Raw genomic sequence first — 15941 nt, 5'->3', positions numbered from 1 at the left:
CCCCCGCCTTTGTTGGCCTATCGGTGCCGGGGCCCCCCCCCCGGGATTCGGTGCCGTGCCGGGATGGGGCGCGAAAACCGGTTTACGCTGCATAAAGATATCTTTATATCTGTATCCAGATCGGCAGGCCATGGTGGTCCGCCGGTGTCCGATGCGGGCGCGAGGCGGTTTCGGCGGTCATGGACGATCTGCTTGCGACATTGAAGGCGGCGGCGGAACCCACACGGCTTCGGCTGTTGGCGCTGTGTGCCCATGGCGAGCTGACGGTGACGGAGCTGACCCAGATCCTGGGGCAGAGCCAGCCGCGCGTGTCGCGCCATCTGAAGCTGCTGTGCGACGCCGGGCTGCTCGACCGCTTCCGCGAGGGCACCTTCGCCTTCTACCGGCTGGCCGAGAAGGGCGCCTCGGCGGAGCTGGCCCGCGTGCTGGTGGACGCCATTCCCGGCGACGACCCCACGCTGACCCTGGACCTGGAGCGGCTGGAGGCGATCAAGCGCTCCCGCTCCGAGGCGGCGGCCAGCTATTTCCGCGACAACGCCGCCCGCTGGCACGAAATCCGCTCGCTGCACGTCCCCGAACGCGAGGTGGAGGAGGCGCTGCTGCGCCTGATCCCCGCCGACGGCATCGGGGAACTGCTGGACGTCGGCACCGGCACCGGCCGCATGCTGGAGGTGCTGGGGCCGCGCGCCCGCCGCGCCGTGGGCGTGGACCAGTCGCGCGAGATGCTGGCCATCGCCCGCACGAAGCTTGAGGACTCGGCCCTGCGCCACTGCCATGTGCGGCAGGCCGACATGTACCAGCTGCCGTTCCCGTCCGGCTCCTTCGACGCGGCGGTGATCCATCAGGTGCTGCATTTCGCGGAGACGCCGGCCGACCTGCTGGCCGAGGCCGCGCGGGTGCTGAAGCCCGGCGGGCTGCTGCTGGTCGTCGATTTCGCCCCGCACGGGCTTGAGGCCCTGCGCGCCGAGCACGCGCACCGCCGGCTCGGCTTCGCCGACGCCGAGGTGGTCGGCTGGTGCCGGCAGGCCGGGCTCGACTGCGGCTCCGTCGTGCATCTGCCCGGCGAGCCGCTCACCGTTTCCATCTGGCCGGCGGTCCGCACCGCGAAGAGTGCGCCGGCCTCCTCCTCCATCCTCTCCACCAGCGGAGCCCAGCCATGACGTCCGGCACCCCGTCGGTCAGCTTCGAATTCTTCCCGCCCAAGACGGAGAAGATGGAACAGAGCCTCTGGCAGGCGATCCAGCGCCTTGCCCCGCTCAGTCCCTCCTTCGTCTCGGTGACCTACGGGGCCGGCGGCTCGACGCGCGAGCGCACGCACAACACGGTGACCCGCATCCAGAAGGAAACGGGCATCCCCGCCGCGGCGCACTTCACCTGCGTGGGCGCCACGCGCGAGGAGATCGACGCCATCGCCCGGACCTACTGGGACGCCGGCATCCGCCACCTCGTCGCGCTGCGCGGCGATCCGCCGGAGAGCGCCGGCGGGGTGGGCGGCCGCTACGAGCCCTTCCCGGGCGGCTACGCCTACGCCGCCGATCTGGTGGAGGGGATGAAGAAGGTTGCTCCCTTCGAGATCTCCGTCGCCGCCTATCCGGAATCCCACCCGGAGGCGCCCAGCGCCCAGTTCGACCTGGACAACCTGAAGCGCAAGGTCGACGCCGGCGCCACGCGGGCGATCACCCAGTTCTTCTTCGACAACGACGCTTACTTCCGCTTCCTCGACCGCTGCGCCGCCGCCGGGATCAACGTGCCGATCGTGCCGGGCATCCTGCCCATCACCAACTTCGCCCGCGCGGTGGAGTTCGCCGGCAAGTGCGGCGCCTCCATGCCCAAGGGGCTGGCGGAGACCTTCGAAGGGCTGGACGACGACCCGGAGACCCGCCAGCTGGTCGCCGCGACGGTGGCGGCGGAGCAGTGCAAGGCGCTCCAGGCTCAGGGCATCAAGGACTTCCACTTCTACACGCTGAACCGGTCGGACCTGACCGTCGCCATCTGCCGCATGCTCGGCGTGAAGGCGAAGCAGACGGCGGTGCAGTAAAACCGCTGCCCCACCTTATGTTAAGGTGGCGCGGATGATCGCGGTCGCGGAGGGGCGAGGCCATGGACAGCCGGATCGGGTACGACGAGGACTTCTACGCCTGGACCCAGGAACAGGCGCGGCTTCTTCGCGACGCCGCGCGCGAACGGCTGAACACGCCCATCGACTACGACAATCTGGCCGAGGAGGTCGAAAGCATGGGGAGGTCGGAAACGCGGGCGGTCGAAAGCGCGCTCTCCCGCATTCTGGAACATCTCCTCAAGCTTGAGTTCTCGCCGTCCGCCGATCCTCGGAACGTCTGGAAGGCGTCGGTCGTGGAGCACCGCAGCCGCGTCCTGCGCGATCTGAAGGCAAGCCCCAGCCTGCGCGGCAAGATTGACCTTCCGGACGTGTATGAAACCGCCCGCGAGTTGGCCGTTCTCGGTTTGGCGCGGGACGGCATCGCGGAAGCCGATTTGCCGGCCGACTGCCCCTACGCGCTGGATCGCATCCTCGACAAGGGCTGGTGGCCGGCGAACCGGCACGGGCTGGAGGGCTGACCCATGGACGGCCGGACCGGGTACGACGACGACTTCTACGCCTGGACCCAGGAACAGGCGCGTCTGCTGCGCGAAGCGGCGCGCGAACGGCTGAACACGCCCATCGACTGGACGCAGGTTGCGGAGGAGATCGAGGATATGGGCAAGAGCGACCTTCGCACGGTCAACAGCCATCTTGCCCGCGTCATCGAACATCTTCTCAAGCTGGAATTCTCACCGGCCCAAGACCCGCGTGGCGGCTGGCGGAAGACCGTGCGGGAGCAACGCTCCGCCGCCGTGGATACGCTCGACGACAGCCCGAGCCTGAAGGGGCGCGTGGATCTCGCCATGGCGTTCCGTCGCGGGCGAGGCTATGCCATTGATGGGCTCGGCCAGGATCGCGTCGAGGAGCGCCTGCTGCCCGCCGAATGCCCTTACGACCTCGAACAACTCCTCGACGAGGACTGGTGGCCGGTGAATCGGCACGGCCTCGACTGACAGTGCACCGCGACCGACTGACGACTTCCTGAAACGGACAAGACCTTCCCATGCCCCACATTCTCGACACTCTCCGCGACCGCGTCCTGCTCTGCGACGGCGGGTTCGGCAGCCGCATCCAGGCGCTCGACCTCGACGTCGAGAAGGATTACTGGGGGCATGAGAACTGCACCGACATCCTGCCCCTGTCGCGCCCCGACATCGTGCGGGAAATCCACCGCGGCTATTATGAAGCCGGCGCGGACATGGTGGAAACGGACACCTTCGGCGCCTCCCCGGTGACGCTGGGCGAGTTCGGCATCTCCGAAAAGGCCTTCGAGATCAACCAGCGCGCCGTCGAGCTGGCGCGCGAGGCGGCGGAGACCTTCAAGGACGGCCAGCCGCGCTTCGTCATCGGCTCCATCGGGCCGGGCACCAAGCTGCCGAGCCTGGGGCACATCGCCTATCAGGATCTGGAGGACAGCTTCTTCGTCCAGGCCGCCGGCCTGATCGCCGGCGGGGCCGACGCGATCCTGGTGGAGACCTGCCAGGACCCGCTGCAGATCAAGGCCGCCGTCAACGGCATCAAGCGCGCGCGGACCGAGGCCGGTTCCGACACGCCGGTCTTCGTGCAGGTGACGGTGGAGACGACCGGCACGCTGCTGGTCGGCACCGACATCGCGGCGGCGGCGACGGTCATCCAGGCGCTGGACGTGCCGCTGATGGGCCTGAACTGCGCCACCGGCCCGCTGGAGATGAGCGAGCACGTCAAGTGGCTGACGCAGAACTGGCCGGGCCTCGTCTCCGTGCAGCCGAACGCCGGCCTGCCGGAACTGGTGGACGGCAAGACCCACTACCCGCTGCGCGCCGAGGACTTCGCCCACTGGCTGGAGCGCTTCGTGACCGAGGACGGGGTGAACCTCGTCGGCGGCTGCTGCGGCACCAACGTCCCGCACATCGCGGCGGCCAACCAAATGCTGCGCAAGCTGGCCCCGGCCGGTTCGCACCGCCCCGCGCCGAAGGGCCGCACGGTGCATTGGGTGCCGGCGGTGGCCTCGCTGTACAGCCAGGTCACGCTGCGGCAGGAGAACGCCTTCTTCGCCATCGGCGAGCGCTGCAACGCCAACGGCTCCAAGAAGTGGCGCGAGCTTCAGGAGCGTCACGACTGGGACGGCTGCGTCGAGATGGCGCGCGAGCAGGTGAAGGAAGGGTCGCATTCGCTGGACGTCTGCACCGCCTTCGTCGGCCGCGACGAGAACGCCGAGATGCAGGCCGTGGTGTCGCGCTTCGTCGGCTCGGTGACGGCGCCGCTGGTCATCGACTCCACGGAGTATGGGGTTCTTGAGAAGGCGCTGGCGCTGTACGGCGGCAAGGCCATCATCAACTCCATCAACTTCGAGGACGGGGAGGAGCCGGCCCGCAAGCGCCTCGCGCTCGCCAAGAAGTTCGGTGCGGCGGTCATCGCGCTGACCATCGACGAGGAGGGCATGGCGAAGACGCCGGAGCGCAAGCTTGCCATCGCCAAGCGCCTCTACGATCTGGCGGTGAACGAGTATGGGCTGGCCCCGGCCGACCTGCTGTTCGACCCGCTGACCTTCACCATCGCCACCGGCAACGAGGACGACCGCAAGCTCGCCATCTGGACGCTGGAGGGCATCGAGGCGATCTCCAGGGAGATGCCGGGCTGCCAGATCATCCTGGGCCTGTCCAACGTCTCCTTCGGCCTGAACGCGGCGGCGCGCCATGTGCTGAACTCGGTCTTCCTGGACCACGCGGTGAAGCGCGGCATGACCGGCGCCATCGTGCACGTCTCCAAGATCATGCCGCTGCACCAGATCCCGGAGAACGAGGTCAAGGTCGCCGAGGATCTGATCTTCGACCGCCGCGCGGACGGTTACGACCCCCTTCAGGTCTTCCTGTCGCTGTTCGAGGGCCGCAAGGCCGCCGACACCAAGAAGAAGGCCCGCGCCGAGACGGTCGAGGAGCGGCTGAAGGAACGCATCGTCGACGGCGACCGCACCGGGCTTGAGGACGACCTCGCCGAGGCGATGAAGAGCCATTCGCCGCTGGAGATCATCAACACCTACCTGCTGGACGGCATGAAGGTGGTGGGCGAGCTGTTCGGCGCGGGCAAGATGCAGCTTCCCTTCGTGCTCCAGTCCGCGGAGACCATGAAGGCCGCCGTGGCCTACCTGGAACCGCACATGGAGAAGATCGAGGGCCAGCAGAAGGGCACCATGGTGCTGGCCACGGTGAAGGGCGACGTCCACGACATCGGCAAGAACCTCGTGGACATCATCCTGACCAACAACGGCTACAAGGTCGTCAACCTGGGCATCAAGCAGCCGGTGACCGCCATCATCCAGGCCGCCAAGGAGCACAAGGCCGACGCCGTCGGCATGTCCGGCCTGCTGGTGAAGTCCACCGTCATCATGCGCGAAAACCTGGAGGAGATGACCCGCGAGGGGCTGGACGTGCCGGTGCTGCTGGGCGGTGCCGCGCTGACCCGGGCCTATGTGGAGACGGACTGCGTGGCCTCCTACGGCGCCGGCCGCGTGGCCTACGCGGGCGACGCCTTTGACGGGCTGACGCTGATGGATCAGGTGGTCACCGGCACCTTCGACCAGCAACTGGCCATCCAGCAGGCCAAGCGCGCCGGCAAGGCGGTCAACCGCCGCCGCGTGCTGGGGCAGGCGACCAGCGCCGCCACCGGTCCGGTGGACAAGGACGCCGTGCGGGCGCGCCGGCACCGCCTGGCCGAAGGCGTGCCGGTGCCGACGCCGCCCTTCTGGGGCGCCAAGGTCATCGAGCATGTGCCGCTGAAGACGTTGGTCACCTATCTCAACGAGCGGATGCTCTACCAGCTCCAGTGGGGCTACCGGAAGGACGGCAAGTCCTTCGAGGAGTTCAAGGAGTGGGCGAAGAAGGAACTGCGGCCGGTGCTCGACCGCATGCTCCAGATCGCCGCGAAGGAGGAGATCCTGCGGCCGCAGGCGGCCTACGGCTACTGGAAGGCGGCGGCCGACGGCAACGACGTCATCCTGTTCGCCGAGGACGGCACCAGCGAGGTCGCCCGCTTCACCCTGCCGCGCCAGGGCAAGGAGGACGGGGAGTGCATCGCCGACTTCCTGCGCGACGTGAATGACGGGGAGCGGGACGTGATCGGCCTCCAGGTCGTCACCATGGGCCAGCACGCGTCGGAGGTGGCGCGGGACTGGTTCGCGGAGAACCGCTACCAGGACTACCTGTACCTGCACGGCCTGTCGGTGGAGATGACCGAGGCGATGGCGGAATACGTCCACGCCCGCATCCGCGCCGAGCTGGGCTACGGCGCCGAGGACAGCCGCGACAAGGAGAAGCTGCTCCAGCAGGAGTATCGCGGCAGCCGCTACAGCTTCGGCTACCCGGCCTGCCCGAACCTCGCCGACCAGGAGCAACTGCTGAAGCTTCTCGACGCCGGCCGGATCGGCATCGAGATGTCCGACGAGCACCAGCTCCACCCCGAGCAGAGCACGTCCGCCATCGTGCTGCACCACCCGAAGGCGAAGTACTTCAGCGTGTGATGAGGCAACGCCTCCGCTCCCATGTTATACCCTGTGTTATTGGGGGGAGCGGAGGCATCCCATGGCGGTCGTTGACGAGAAGCTGAAGATCCTGCTGGACCGGATCGTTCCGGCGATGAACCCGGAGGCCGTCTACCTGTTCGGCAGCCGGGCGCGCGGCGATTTCCACGAGGACAGCGACTACGACCTGCTGGTCGTCATGCCGGACGATGCGCCGAAGGAAAAGCGGGCAGCGCGCCGGGCTTATGAGGCGAAGATCGGCACCGGGATTCCGGCGGACATCGTTCCCTGCACGCGGACGGGCTTCGAGCGCGCCAAGGACATGGTCGGCACGCTGAGCTACGAAGCTAACCACTTCGGAGTGCGGGTCTATGGACGCTGAGGCGCTGTCGGCCTGGATCGTCGTTGCCGACCGGGACATCAAAGGCATCCGCAACAACCTCTTCGGTCCGGAGCCTGAGGTCGGCGTCGCCGCCTACCATTGCCAGCAGGCGGCCGAGAAGCTTGTGAAGGCGGTGCTGCTCTCGATGGGGACCAACCCGCCGAGAATCCATGACATCGACGCGCTGATCGACCGCATCCCGGTGGAGAATCCCCTTCTGCCCATTCTGCGGCCGTTGGGGCGGTTTACCGAATTTGTCGCTGCTCTGCGCTACCCCGGCCCAGGTCCCTTCGACGACCCTCCCGACGAACCGTCCTTGGACGAGGTTTCCTCGTGGCTTGCGGAGATCGTCGCGGTTCGGGCGGAGGTGGTGCGGTATTTGGATCTCGCGATGTGAATGTGGTGGAACACCGATGGCAGTCGTTGACGAGAAACTGAAAACCTTGCTGGACCGGATCGTCCCGGCGATGAACCCGGAAGCCGTCTACCTGTTCGGCAGCCGGGCACGTGGCGATTTCCACGAGGACAGTGATTACGACCTGCTGGTCGTCGTGCCGGATGATGCGCCCCGGGAGCATCGGTCGGCCGTCTATGCCCATGCGGCCAAGGCGGGAACGGGCATCCCGGCCGACGTCATCCCTTGCCGACGTTCGTTCTTCGAGGCCAACAAAGATCAAGTTGGTACGTTGAGCTACAAGGCGACCCGTGAAGGAGTCCGTGTGTATGGTTCGTAAAATCGGCCCTGCGGACTGGATCGAAACCGTCGACGAAGACCTTCGTGCTGTCGAAGCGTGCCTGAATTCACCGAATCCCCCTGTCAAGGCTGCGACCTATCACTGTCAGCAGGCGGCAGAAAAGCTGGTGAAGGCGATACTCGTGTCCTTGGGAGCCGACTTCCCCAAAACGCATGACATCGACTCCCTGATCATCAGAGTTCCTCGAACCGAATCGGTTCGCGCCCACATAGAGCCTCTTGGGCGCTTCACGGCCTTTGCGACGCTTTATCGCTATCCGGGTGAGTCGAGCGATGTTTCCGACGATCCCACCCTGGACGAGGTCTCCTCGTGGCTTGCGGAGATCGTCGCGGTCCGGGCGGAGGTGATGCGGTATCTCGGCCTCTCGGCCTGACGGCGTAGGCCGTTCCCAAAGGGGCGCGGCTTCGCTTATCCTCGATTCATGAGCCAGAAAGCCCCCGCCAGCGGCCCTTTGGAGCTTCACCAGGAGACGGTGCGGCCGGAGTGGATCGACTACAACGGCCACATGAACGTGGCCTTCTATCTGCTGGCGTTCGACCACGCCACGGACGCGGTGCTCGACCATTTCGGGATCGGCAAGGCCTACGCGGAAGGCGAGGGGCGGTCGATGTTCGTGGTCGAGGCGCACCTGACCTACGCCCGCGAGGTGACGGAGGGGGACGGGCTGCGCTTTTCCTCGCGCATCCTGGGCTCCGACGGGAAGCGGCTGCACCTGTTCCATGAGATGCGCCACGCGGAGGACGGCTTCCTGGCGGCCACGGCGGAGTTCATGCTGCTTCATGTGGATCTGACGGAGCGGCGCGCCATGCCCTTCGCGGAGGAGACGGCGGCGTCGATCGCGCGCGTGGCGGCGGAGCATGCGCGACTGCCGGTCCCGGTGCAGGCCGGCCGGTCCATCGGCTTCCGGGGCGGGAAAGCACCGTAGGCGAACGGCTTTCCCGTTTGTCAATCTGGACGCGCCGACCTATGTCTTGGCGGATGAAGACGACAATTTTCGCCGCCTTCGCGGTTGTGACCGCCCTGACCATCACCCTGTTCGCGCCGGACAGGGCTTGGGCCGAATGCACCGACCCGGCGCAGCCGAAGGTCACATGGCGCCGCTGCTATTTCGACGGGCGCGACCTGGCCGGTGTGAACCTGTCCGGCGCGGAACTGCGCGACGCCACCTTCCAGCGCTCCACCCTGAAGGACGCGGATCTGTCGAACGCCGATGCCTACCGCGCCAAGTTCTTCAGCACGACCATGCCGGGGGTGAAACTGGATGGCGCGCGGCTGATCGAGGCGGACTTCACCCGCGCCGACCTGACCGGCGCGTCGCTGAAGGACGCCGACCTGCGCAACGCCAAGCTGGTGAACGCGACCCTGGTGAAGGCGGACTTCACCAACGCCAAGCTGGGCGGCGCCGATCTGCGCAACGCCGACCTGACGGGGGCCACCTGGATCGACGGCAAGCATGTCTGCGCGGAGAAGTCCGTGGGGCAGTGCAATTAGCTATCGCGCAAGTAATGAAGCGGCTTCGCGAAATATGATGTCCTGGAAGGAATGTCGCTTGCCCGCCTGTTTGTCGCCGCTATAAGTTTTGCACGCGACCAAGGGGAAAGGCGACGGGGATGGCGGGCACCGACGATTTCGAGAAGGCGCGCGACCTTGCCGGCCGCGCCATGGATCGCATGCTCGCCGAACGGCTGTCCCCCAATCCGGAGAACTTCACGCTGTGGTACGCCTATTTCGGCGGCCAGCTTCCGGACCTGACCCGCGCCATCGACATCGCCCAGCGCGACGGCTCCTCCCTGTCGCAGACCCATTGCGACGAGCTGTTCAAACGCTTCTTCACCCTGGACGCGGAAGCGCAGGCGATTCGCGAGACGTCGGAACGGGCGCGCTTCGCGCTCGGCCGCATCCTGGAGCAGCTGGGCACCGTGGGGTCGGAGACGGACCGCTACGGCCAGACGCTCGCCGGCTTCCGGGGGGAGCTGGACCAGCCGCTGACGGTGGAGGAACTGCGCGCCATGGTCGCCGCCATCGCCGCGGAGACGACCGCCATCGTGGACCGGCAGGCGCGCTTGCAGAACCAGCTTCTGGAGTCGAGCCAGCAGTTGGCCGAACTGCGCGTCATCCTCGATTCCGCCCGGCGCGAGGCGCTGACCGACGGGCTGACCGGCATCGCCAACCGCCGCGCGCTCGATCAGGCGCTGGCCGGGGCGGTGGAGAACGCCGCGCAGGACGGCACGCCGCTGTCGCTGCTGATGGTGGACATCGACCACTTCAAGCGCTTCAACGACACGCACGGCCATCTGGTCGGCGACCATGTCCTGAAGCTGGTCGCCAAGGTGCTGACCGAAGGAATAAAGGGCCGCGACACCGCCGCGCGCTACGGCGGGGAGGAGTTCTGCATCCTGCTGCCGAACACGGAGCTGACCAACGCGATCAAGGTCGCGGACCAGCTTCGTGCCTCGGTCGGATCGCGGCAGATCGTGAACCGGGCGCGCAACGTCGCCTACGGGTCGGTGACGCTGTCCATCGGCGCGGCGGAATACCGGTCGGGCGAGGACGTGCTGACCCTGCTCCGCCGCGCCGACGAGGCGCTCTACGCCGCCAAGCGGGGCGGGCGGAACAGGGTGTGCGCCGAGGGGATGCCGCTCGGTTAAGCCCGGCCGGCCAGCCGGTTGATCACCGCATCGGTCTCCGCGACGAGGCGGTCCACAAGAGCCGCCGCGGGCTGGCGGTTCGCCATGCGCAGGCCTTGTCCGGCCCACAGCGACAGGAACTCCGCCCGGCCCTGCTGCGCGGCGGCGGTGCGCATCGGGCGGGTCAGGGCGTTCTGGTAGGGGAAGGGCAGGATCGCCTCGCCCGACACCGCGTCCATGAAGCGGTTGACGACGCCGCGCGCCGGACGGCCTGAGAAGGCGCGCGTGATGCGCGTCTCGTGCTCGCCGGCCTTCAACAGGGCCTGCTTGTAGGCGTCGGAAACGCCGGCCTCGTTGCAGGTCAGGAAAGCCGTGCCCATCTGCACCGCGCAGGCGCCCAGCGCCAGCGCCGCCGCGATTCCGCGCCCGTCCATGATGCCGCCCGACGCCACCACCGGCAGGCGCACCGCGTCCGCCACCTGCGGGACCAGCGCCATGGTGCCGACAAGGCCGGCGCCGCTGTCCACGGCGCCCAGGTTGTTGGCGAAAGTGCCGCGATGGCCGCCGGCCTCGGCGCCCTGGGCGATGATCGCCTCCATGCCCGCCCGCTCCAGCGCCACCGCCTCGTCCACCGTGGTGGCGGTGCCCATCAGCAGCATGCCGCGCGCCTTGATCGCGGCCAGAACCTCGGCCGGCGGAATGCCCATGGTGAAGCTGATGCTCGCCGCACCGCTGTCCAGGGCCACGGCGACCTGCTCGGCGAAGCTGTCGGCCGCCAGCGTCGGCGGGGTGGGGGCAGGGAGGCCGAGTTCGGCGTGGCAAGCGGCGACACGCTCCAGCGCCGGGGTGAGATCGGCGGGCGGCTCCGGCGCCGGGGAGGGGGCGAAGAGGTTGATGCCGAAGGGCTTGGCCGTGCGGGCGCGGACGGCCTGCGCGCGTTCGGCGATCTGCGCCGGGGTCAGGTAGGCCGCGCCGATGAAGCCGAGTCCGCCCGCCTCGCTGACCGCGGCCACCAACTCCGCCGTGTCGCCGCCGCCCGTCATCGGCGCCTGGATGATCGGGTGGGCGAGGCCCAGCCGCTGCGTCAGAATGGTGTGTACCGGCATTGCTCCGCCCTCCGGGGATGGTCGTGTGTTGAGTGAGAGGCTAGGGCGGAGAGGCCATCGTGAAAAATGAATTGTTTTGATGGGGGCGTTCGCTTTTGGTGATGGCGTTTTGCCCCCTCCCTAACCCTCCCCCTCTTCGAGGTGGAGGGGACTGCCGCCGCTTCGCCAAAGCTCCCTCCACCGCCAAAGGCGGGGGAGGGGTGGGGAGGGGGCAAAACGCACCCTACGCAGCGCGCAGCCACACCGCCGTGTCGTGGAACGCGGCACCGCCCGCCGGGGGGATGGGCTCCGGCGAGGTCAGCGTGTTGATGCCCAGCCCCTCGACGAAGGCGCTGTTCGGCCAGATGCCCTCCACGATCACGACGCCGCGCGGGACTCCGGCGAAGGGCTTGGCGTGGACGACCACGCTGCCCTGCGTGTTGCCGACGCGCACCGCGTCCCCCTCGGCGAGCGACAGGGCGGCGGTGTCGTCCGGGTGGATCAGGGCGGTGGGGCGGCCTTCGCGGCGCTGCGCCGTCAGGGTCTCGGTGAAGCTGGTGTTCAGGAACTGCCGCGCCGGGGCGGTGACGAGGCGGAAGGGATGCTCCGCGTCGGTCGGGCGGCCCGGAGTCATGTGGTCCGGCAGGTCGGGCAGCTGGCCCGCGCCGTAGGGGCCGAGCGCCGCCCAGTCCGGGGCGAAGCGGAAGCGCCCGTCGGGGAAGGCGAAGCCGTTCAGGAAGTGCGAGGTCTCGAAGTCCGGCTGGGCGTCGATCCAGCGCTGTTCGGTCAGGGTGGCGGCGTCGGGCAGGTCGGACGCCTTGAGCATGGCGTCGATGATTTCCAGCGCGGTCATGCCGAAGCCCGGATGCTCCGCCCCGACGCGGCGGGCGAGTTCGGAGATGACCCAGTGGTTTTCGCGCGCCTCGTACTGCGGCTCGATCACCTTGCGGCCGATCAGGATGTGCATCTGGCCGCCGCCCCGGTAGATGTCGTCATGCTCCAGGAAGGTGGTGGCGGGGATGACGAGGTCGGCGAGCTTCGCCGTGTCGGTCATGAACTGCTCGTGCACCGCAACGAACAGATCCTCGCGCAGGAAGCCCCGGCGGACGCGGGCGGAATCCGGGCAGATGGTCGCCGGGTTGGTGTTCTGGATCAGCATGGCCGTCACCGGCGGGCCGCCCTGGATGTCCTCCCCGGTCAGCACCGCGCCGATGCGCGACTGGTCGAAGCCGCGCACCGTGGGGTCCAGCCGGTCGAGCCCTTCCGACAGGGTCCTGTCGAGCCTGTAGATGCCGGACGAGCAATAGAGCGCCCCGCCGCCCTTGTGCGCCCAGGCGCCGGTGACCACCGGCAGGCAGGATACCGCGTGCATCTGCGCCGCCCCGTTGTGGGCGCGCGTCAGCCCGTAGCCGAGCCGCAGATAGCTGCGCTTGGTGGCCCCATAGAGGCGGGCGAAGGCGACGATCTCCTCCACCATCAGGCCGGCGATGGCCGCAGCCCATTCGGGCGTGCGGGTGGCAAGGTGGTCCTCCAGCCGTTCCGCGCCGGCGGCGTAGCGGGCGAGGTAGGCGCGGTCGGCGAAGCCCTCCTTGAACAGGACGTGCATCACCGCGCAGGCCAGCGCGCCGTCGGTGCCGGGGCGCAGCATCAGGTGCAGGTCCGACACCTCCGCCGTGCCGGTGCGGTAGGGATCGATCGTGACCAGCTTGGCCCCGCGCGCCTTGCGGGCGCGGCTGACGTGAGTCATCACGTTGACCTGCGTCGCCACCGGGTTGCCGCCCCAGTTCACGATCAGGTCGCTGTCGGCCATCTCGCGCGGGTCGGCGCCGCGGATGTCGCCGTGGCCGGCCAGCCAGCCCATGTTGGCCGGGGTGTCGCAGACCGTGCTGATCTGGCGCGAATAGCCCTTGGCGTGGCGCAGCCGCTGGATCGCGCCGCGCTGCACGAGGCCCATGGTGCCGGCGTAGAAGAAGGGCCAGACGGCTTCCGGCCCGTATTGCGTCTCGGCGGCCAGGAAGGCGTCGGCGATGCGGTCCAGAGCCTCCTCCCAGCCGATTTCCCTCCATTGGCCGGAGCCTTTGGGGCCGGTGCGCAGCAGTGGGGTCTTCAGCCGGTCGGGGGAATGGACGCGCTCCGCGTAGCGGCTGACCTTCGCGCAGATGACGCCGGCCGTGTAGCTGTTGGCCGCCGCGCCGCGCACCTTTCCGATGCAGTCGGGGGCGAGCCGTTCGACCTCCAGGGCGCAGGTGCTGGGGCAGTCGTGTGGGCAGGCGGTCGGCAGGAACGGGGACGTCACGGAGCGTGGCCTCGGTGCAGGAGAACTTCCGCCGGAAGCTTATGTCCAGGGCCGCGGGCTCCGCAACCCGTCCGGAAAACGAAAAAGGCCCTCTTCCGACAGCGCCGGGAGAGAGCCTTTCCGTTCGGTTGCCTTGGGGCGCCTACATCATTCCCCCTACATCATTCCCAAAGTGCGCGGCAGCCACAGGGAGAGGATGGGGACGTAGGTGATCAGCACCAGGAAGCCCAGCATCGCCAGCAGCCAGGGCCAGACGGCCACGGTCAGCTCGGTGATGCCCATCTTCGTGATGCCCGACGCGACGTAGAGGTTCAGCCCCACCGGCGGGTGGCACATGCCGACCTCCATGTTCACGACGATCAGGATGCCGAAATGCACCGGGTCGATGCCCAGCTTGATCGCCACCGGGAACAGGATCGGCGCCATGATCAGGACGATGGAGGACGGCTCCATGAAGTTGCCGGCCATCAGCAGCAGGACGTTCGTCACCAGCAGGAAGGCGATGGTGCCGAAGCCCTGGGCGACGATCCAGTCGGCGATGGTCTGCGGGATGTTCTCCGACGTCAGGACGAAGGAGAAGAGCACCGCGTTCGTGATGATGTAGAGCAGCATCGCCGACATGTTCGCCGACGACAGCAGCACCTTCGGCACACCCGCCAGCGGCATGTCGCGGTAAACGAAGACCGCGATGATGAAGGCGTAGACGGCGCTCATCGCCGCGGCCTCGGTCGGGGTGAAGATGCCGGTGTAGATGCCGCCGATGACGATCACGATCAGCAGCAAGCCCCAGATCGCCTCGCGGAAGGCGTGGAACCGCTGGGCGGCGCTGGCCTTGGGCAGGCGGGGGTAGCCGTTCTTGCGCGCCCGGTACCAGGTGACGCCGCCCAGCAGGGCCGCCAGCATCAGGCCGGGGATCACCCCCGCCATGAAGAGCTGCCCGACCGACGCGGCGTTGACGGAGCCGCTGGTGGCGACCGAATACATCACCATTACGATGGACGGCGGGATCAGGATGCCCAGCGCGCCGGAGGTGGTGATGACGCCCGCCCCGAACTGGCGCGGGAAGCCCTGGTTCACCATGGCCGGCAGGATGATGGAGCCGATGGCGACCACCGTCGCCGGGCTGGAGCCCGACACCGCCGCGAACAGCGCGCAGCCCAGCACGCCCGCCAGCCCGAGCCCGCCGTGCCAGTGCCCGACCATGGCGGTGGCGAAATTGATCATGCGGCGCGCCACGCCGCCGTGCGTCAGGAAGTTGCCGGCCAGGATGAAGAACGGGATCGCCATGATCTCGAACTTCTCGATGCCGGTGAACAGCTTCAGCGCCACGGCCTCGATCGGCACCTGGGTCATGGTGAAGAGGAAGGTCAGAACCGTGAGGCCGAGCGAGATCGAGACCGGCATGCCGGTCAGCATCAGCACCAGCAGCAGGCCGAAGATGATGGCGGCGCTCATCGGTCGTTCTCCTTCGGCTCGTTCGGTCCGGGCGGCTCATTCGGTCCGGGCGGTTCATTCGGACCCGAGCGGCGCTTGCCACCCTCGTGATGGGCGATGTCGTGCGGGTGCAGGTTGTCGTCCATCTCGAACCAGTTGACGTCCTGCGCCTCGCGCTGCGGGTCGGCCGCGTCCTCCTCCAGCCCCTCGACATGGCCGTGGTCGTGGTGGGGCAGTTCGCCCGTGCGGACGAAGCTCCAGGCCACCTGAAGGAAGCGGAAGCACATCAGGTAGGAGCCGAGCGGGATCGCCAGATAGATGATCCACATCGGCCATTCCAGGTCGGCCGAGGTCTGGTCGGTGTCCGCCATGTGCCAGACGAAGTTGGCGCCCAGCGTGCCGACGGTGCCCGTGAACAGGGCGCCGGCGAGAAGCCCGAAGACGATGAACTTGGCGCGGACGGGCGTGTCCAGCTTGTTGATCAGCACGTCCACGCCGACGTGGATGCCCGTGCGCACGCCATAGGCGGCGCCGAACTTCGCCATCCACACGAACATGTAGATGCACAGCTCCTGCGCCCAGGCGAGGTTCCAGTGCAGGATGTAGTCTTGGATCACCGGAACGCCCGAGGCGTAGCGGTGGACGACGGCGACGAAGATGATCAGCGTCGCCGCGGCCATGAGGAAGCCGATCAGCACCTCCTCAAGCCGGTCGAGCAGTTTCATGAGCATGGCGGCGGCTCCGGCGAGCGCACGGTCTCCCTCTC

General features: G+C 68.0%; 16 protein-coding genes. 12 read left to right on the top strand and 4 right to left on the bottom strand.

Features of this window, described 5'->3' with window-relative positions; genetic code table 11:
- Positions 1-179: 179 nt before the first annotated feature.
- The 12 genes from ACSVC7_RS16535 to ACSVC7_RS16480 all read left to right on the top strand — a co-directional run bounded on the left by ACSVC7_RS16535 (position 180) and on the right by ACSVC7_RS16480 (position 10381).
- Complete coding sequence (locus tag ACSVC7_RS16535) at positions 180-1160, top strand: ArsR/SmtB family transcription factor (RefSeq protein ID WP_448207883.1); 981 nt, start codon at positions 180-182, stop codon at positions 1158-1160.
- The gene (gene metF / locus ACSVC7_RS16530; protein ID WP_448207884.1) at positions 1157-2038 is read left to right on the top strand and encodes a methylenetetrahydrofolate reductase; all 882 of its coding nucleotides are present in this window, start codon (positions 1157-1159) and stop codon (positions 2036-2038) included. Before ACSVC7_RS16535 ends, metF begins: the two co-directional genes overlap by 4 nt.
- A 62-nt stretch (positions 2039-2100) precedes the next feature.
- Entirely contained in the window at positions 2101-2577 is a 477-nt protein-coding gene (locus ACSVC7_RS16525; protein WP_448207885.1) for a DUF29 domain-containing protein, read from the top strand.
- 3 nt (positions 2578-2580) lie between these two features.
- Entirely contained in the window at positions 2581-3054 is a 474-nt protein-coding gene (locus ACSVC7_RS16520; protein ID WP_448207886.1) for a DUF29 domain-containing protein, read from the top strand.
- Positions 3055-3104: 50 nt separating this feature from the next.
- Positions 3105-6596, top strand: a complete 3492-nt coding sequence (metH, locus tag ACSVC7_RS16515; RefSeq protein ID WP_448207887.1) for a methionine synthase — start codon at positions 3105-3107, stop codon at positions 6594-6596.
- A gap of 61 nt (positions 6597-6657) precedes the next feature.
- Positions 6658-6978 carry a nucleotidyltransferase domain-containing protein gene (locus tag ACSVC7_RS16510; RefSeq protein WP_448207888.1) on the top strand — a complete coding sequence of 107 codons (321 nt, stop codon included), beginning with the start codon at positions 6658-6660 and terminating at the stop codon, positions 6976-6978.
- On the top strand, positions 6968-7375 hold the full coding sequence (locus ACSVC7_RS16505) for a HEPN domain-containing protein (RefSeq protein WP_448207889.1): 408 nt from the start codon (positions 6968-6970) through the stop codon (positions 7373-7375). The genes ACSVC7_RS16510 and ACSVC7_RS16505 overlap by 11 nt, the downstream gene beginning before the upstream one ends.
- A 16-nt stretch (positions 7376-7391) precedes the next feature.
- Entirely contained in the window at positions 7392-7712 is a 321-nt protein-coding gene (locus tag ACSVC7_RS16500) for a nucleotidyltransferase domain-containing protein (RefSeq protein WP_448207890.1), read from the top strand.
- Complete coding sequence (locus ACSVC7_RS16495) at positions 7702-8106, top strand: HEPN domain-containing protein (RefSeq protein WP_448207891.1); 405 nt, start codon at positions 7702-7704, stop codon at positions 8104-8106. The genes ACSVC7_RS16500 and ACSVC7_RS16495 overlap by 11 nt, the downstream gene beginning before the upstream one ends.
- A gap of 48 nt (positions 8107-8154) precedes the next feature.
- A complete protein-coding gene (locus ACSVC7_RS16490) occupies positions 8155-8658 on the top strand; it encodes a thioesterase family protein (protein WP_448207892.1) in 504 nt (167 codons plus the stop codon).
- Positions 8659-8711: 53 nt separating this feature from the next.
- Positions 8712-9224, top strand: coding sequence for a pentapeptide repeat-containing protein (locus tag ACSVC7_RS16485; protein ID WP_448207893.1), 513 nt, complete (start codon positions 8712-8714; stop codon positions 9222-9224).
- A gap of 119 nt (positions 9225-9343) precedes the next feature.
- Positions 9344-10381: a GGDEF domain-containing protein gene (locus ACSVC7_RS16480; protein WP_448207894.1), complete on the top strand. Its 1038-nt coding sequence runs from the start codon at positions 9344-9346 to the stop codon at positions 10379-10381.
- On the opposite strand, the gene ACSVC7_RS16475 is transcribed toward ACSVC7_RS16480, so the two are convergent.
- The 4 genes from ACSVC7_RS16475 to ACSVC7_RS16460 form a co-directional block, all read right to left on the bottom strand.
- Positions 10378-11466 (bottom strand): NAD(P)H-dependent flavin oxidoreductase, encoded by a 1089-nt coding sequence (locus tag ACSVC7_RS16475; protein WP_448207895.1) that lies wholly within the window; start codon positions 11464-11466, stop codon positions 10378-10380. The two genes, ACSVC7_RS16480 and ACSVC7_RS16475, sit on opposite strands and share 4 nt — an antisense overlap.
- 223 nt (positions 11467-11689) lie before the next feature.
- Entirely contained in the window at positions 11690-13741 is a 2052-nt protein-coding gene (locus ACSVC7_RS16470; protein WP_448207896.1) for a molybdopterin oxidoreductase family protein, read from the bottom strand.
- A gap of 156 nt (positions 13742-13897) precedes the next feature.
- Entirely contained in the window at positions 13898-15196 is a 1299-nt protein-coding gene (locus tag ACSVC7_RS16465) for a TRAP transporter large permease (protein WP_448207897.1), read from the bottom strand.
- Complete coding sequence (locus tag ACSVC7_RS16460) at positions 15193-15906, bottom strand: TRAP transporter small permease (RefSeq protein WP_448207898.1); 714 nt, start codon at positions 15904-15906, stop codon at positions 15193-15195. The genes ACSVC7_RS16465 and ACSVC7_RS16460 overlap by 4 nt, the downstream gene beginning before the upstream one ends.
- Between the last annotated feature and the right edge of the window lie 35 nt (positions 15907-15941).

The organism is Azospirillum mesophilum (genome assembly GCF_053470405.2).
The sequence above is the reverse complement of the archived record's forward strand: the minus strand, read 5'-3'. Positions and strand labels throughout refer to the sequence as shown.

Excerpts from the sequence above, each read along its gene's own strand:
- ACSVC7_RS16535 (WP_448207883.1), top strand. The coding sequence starts at position 180 with ATGGACGATCTGCTTGCGACATTGAAGGCGGCGGCGGAACCCACACGG.
- metF (WP_448207884.1), top strand. The coding sequence starts at position 1,157 with ATGACGTCCGGCACCCCGTCGGTCAGCTTCGAATTCTTCCCGCCCAAG.
- ACSVC7_RS16525 (WP_448207885.1), top strand. The coding sequence starts at position 2,101 with ATGGACAGCCGGATCGGGTACGACGAGGACTTCTACGCCTGGACCCAG.
- ACSVC7_RS16520 (WP_448207886.1), top strand. The coding sequence starts at position 2,581 with ATGGACGGCCGGACCGGGTACGACGACGACTTCTACGCCTGGACCCAG.
- metH (WP_448207887.1), top strand. The coding sequence starts at position 3,105 with ATGCCCCACATTCTCGACACTCTCCGCGACCGCGTCCTGCTCTGCGAC.
- ACSVC7_RS16510 (WP_448207888.1), top strand. The coding sequence starts at position 6,658 with ATGGCGGTCGTTGACGAGAAGCTGAAGATCCTGCTGGACCGGATCGTT.
- ACSVC7_RS16505 (WP_448207889.1), top strand. The coding sequence starts at position 6,968 with ATGGACGCTGAGGCGCTGTCGGCCTGGATCGTCGTTGCCGACCGGGAC.
- ACSVC7_RS16500 (WP_448207890.1), top strand. The coding sequence starts at position 7,392 with ATGGCAGTCGTTGACGAGAAACTGAAAACCTTGCTGGACCGGATCGTC.
- ACSVC7_RS16495 (WP_448207891.1), top strand. The coding sequence starts at position 7,702 with ATGGTTCGTAAAATCGGCCCTGCGGACTGGATCGAAACCGTCGACGAA.
- ACSVC7_RS16490 (WP_448207892.1), top strand. The coding sequence starts at position 8,155 with ATGAGCCAGAAAGCCCCCGCCAGCGGCCCTTTGGAGCTTCACCAGGAG.
- ACSVC7_RS16485 (WP_448207893.1), top strand. The coding sequence starts at position 8,712 with ATGAAGACGACAATTTTCGCCGCCTTCGCGGTTGTGACCGCCCTGACC.
- ACSVC7_RS16480 (WP_448207894.1), top strand. The coding sequence starts at position 9,344 with ATGGCGGGCACCGACGATTTCGAGAAGGCGCGCGACCTTGCCGGCCGC.
- ACSVC7_RS16475 (WP_448207895.1), bottom strand. The coding sequence starts at position 11,466 with ATGCCGGTACACACCATTCTGACGCAGCGGCTGGGCCTCGCCCACCCG.
- ACSVC7_RS16465 (WP_448207897.1), bottom strand. The coding sequence starts at position 15,196 with ATGAGCGCCGCCATCATCTTCGGCCTGCTGCTGGTGCTGATGCTGACC.
- ACSVC7_RS16460 (WP_448207898.1), bottom strand. The coding sequence starts at position 15,906 with ATGCTCATGAAACTGCTCGACCGGCTTGAGGAGGTGCTGATCGGCTTC.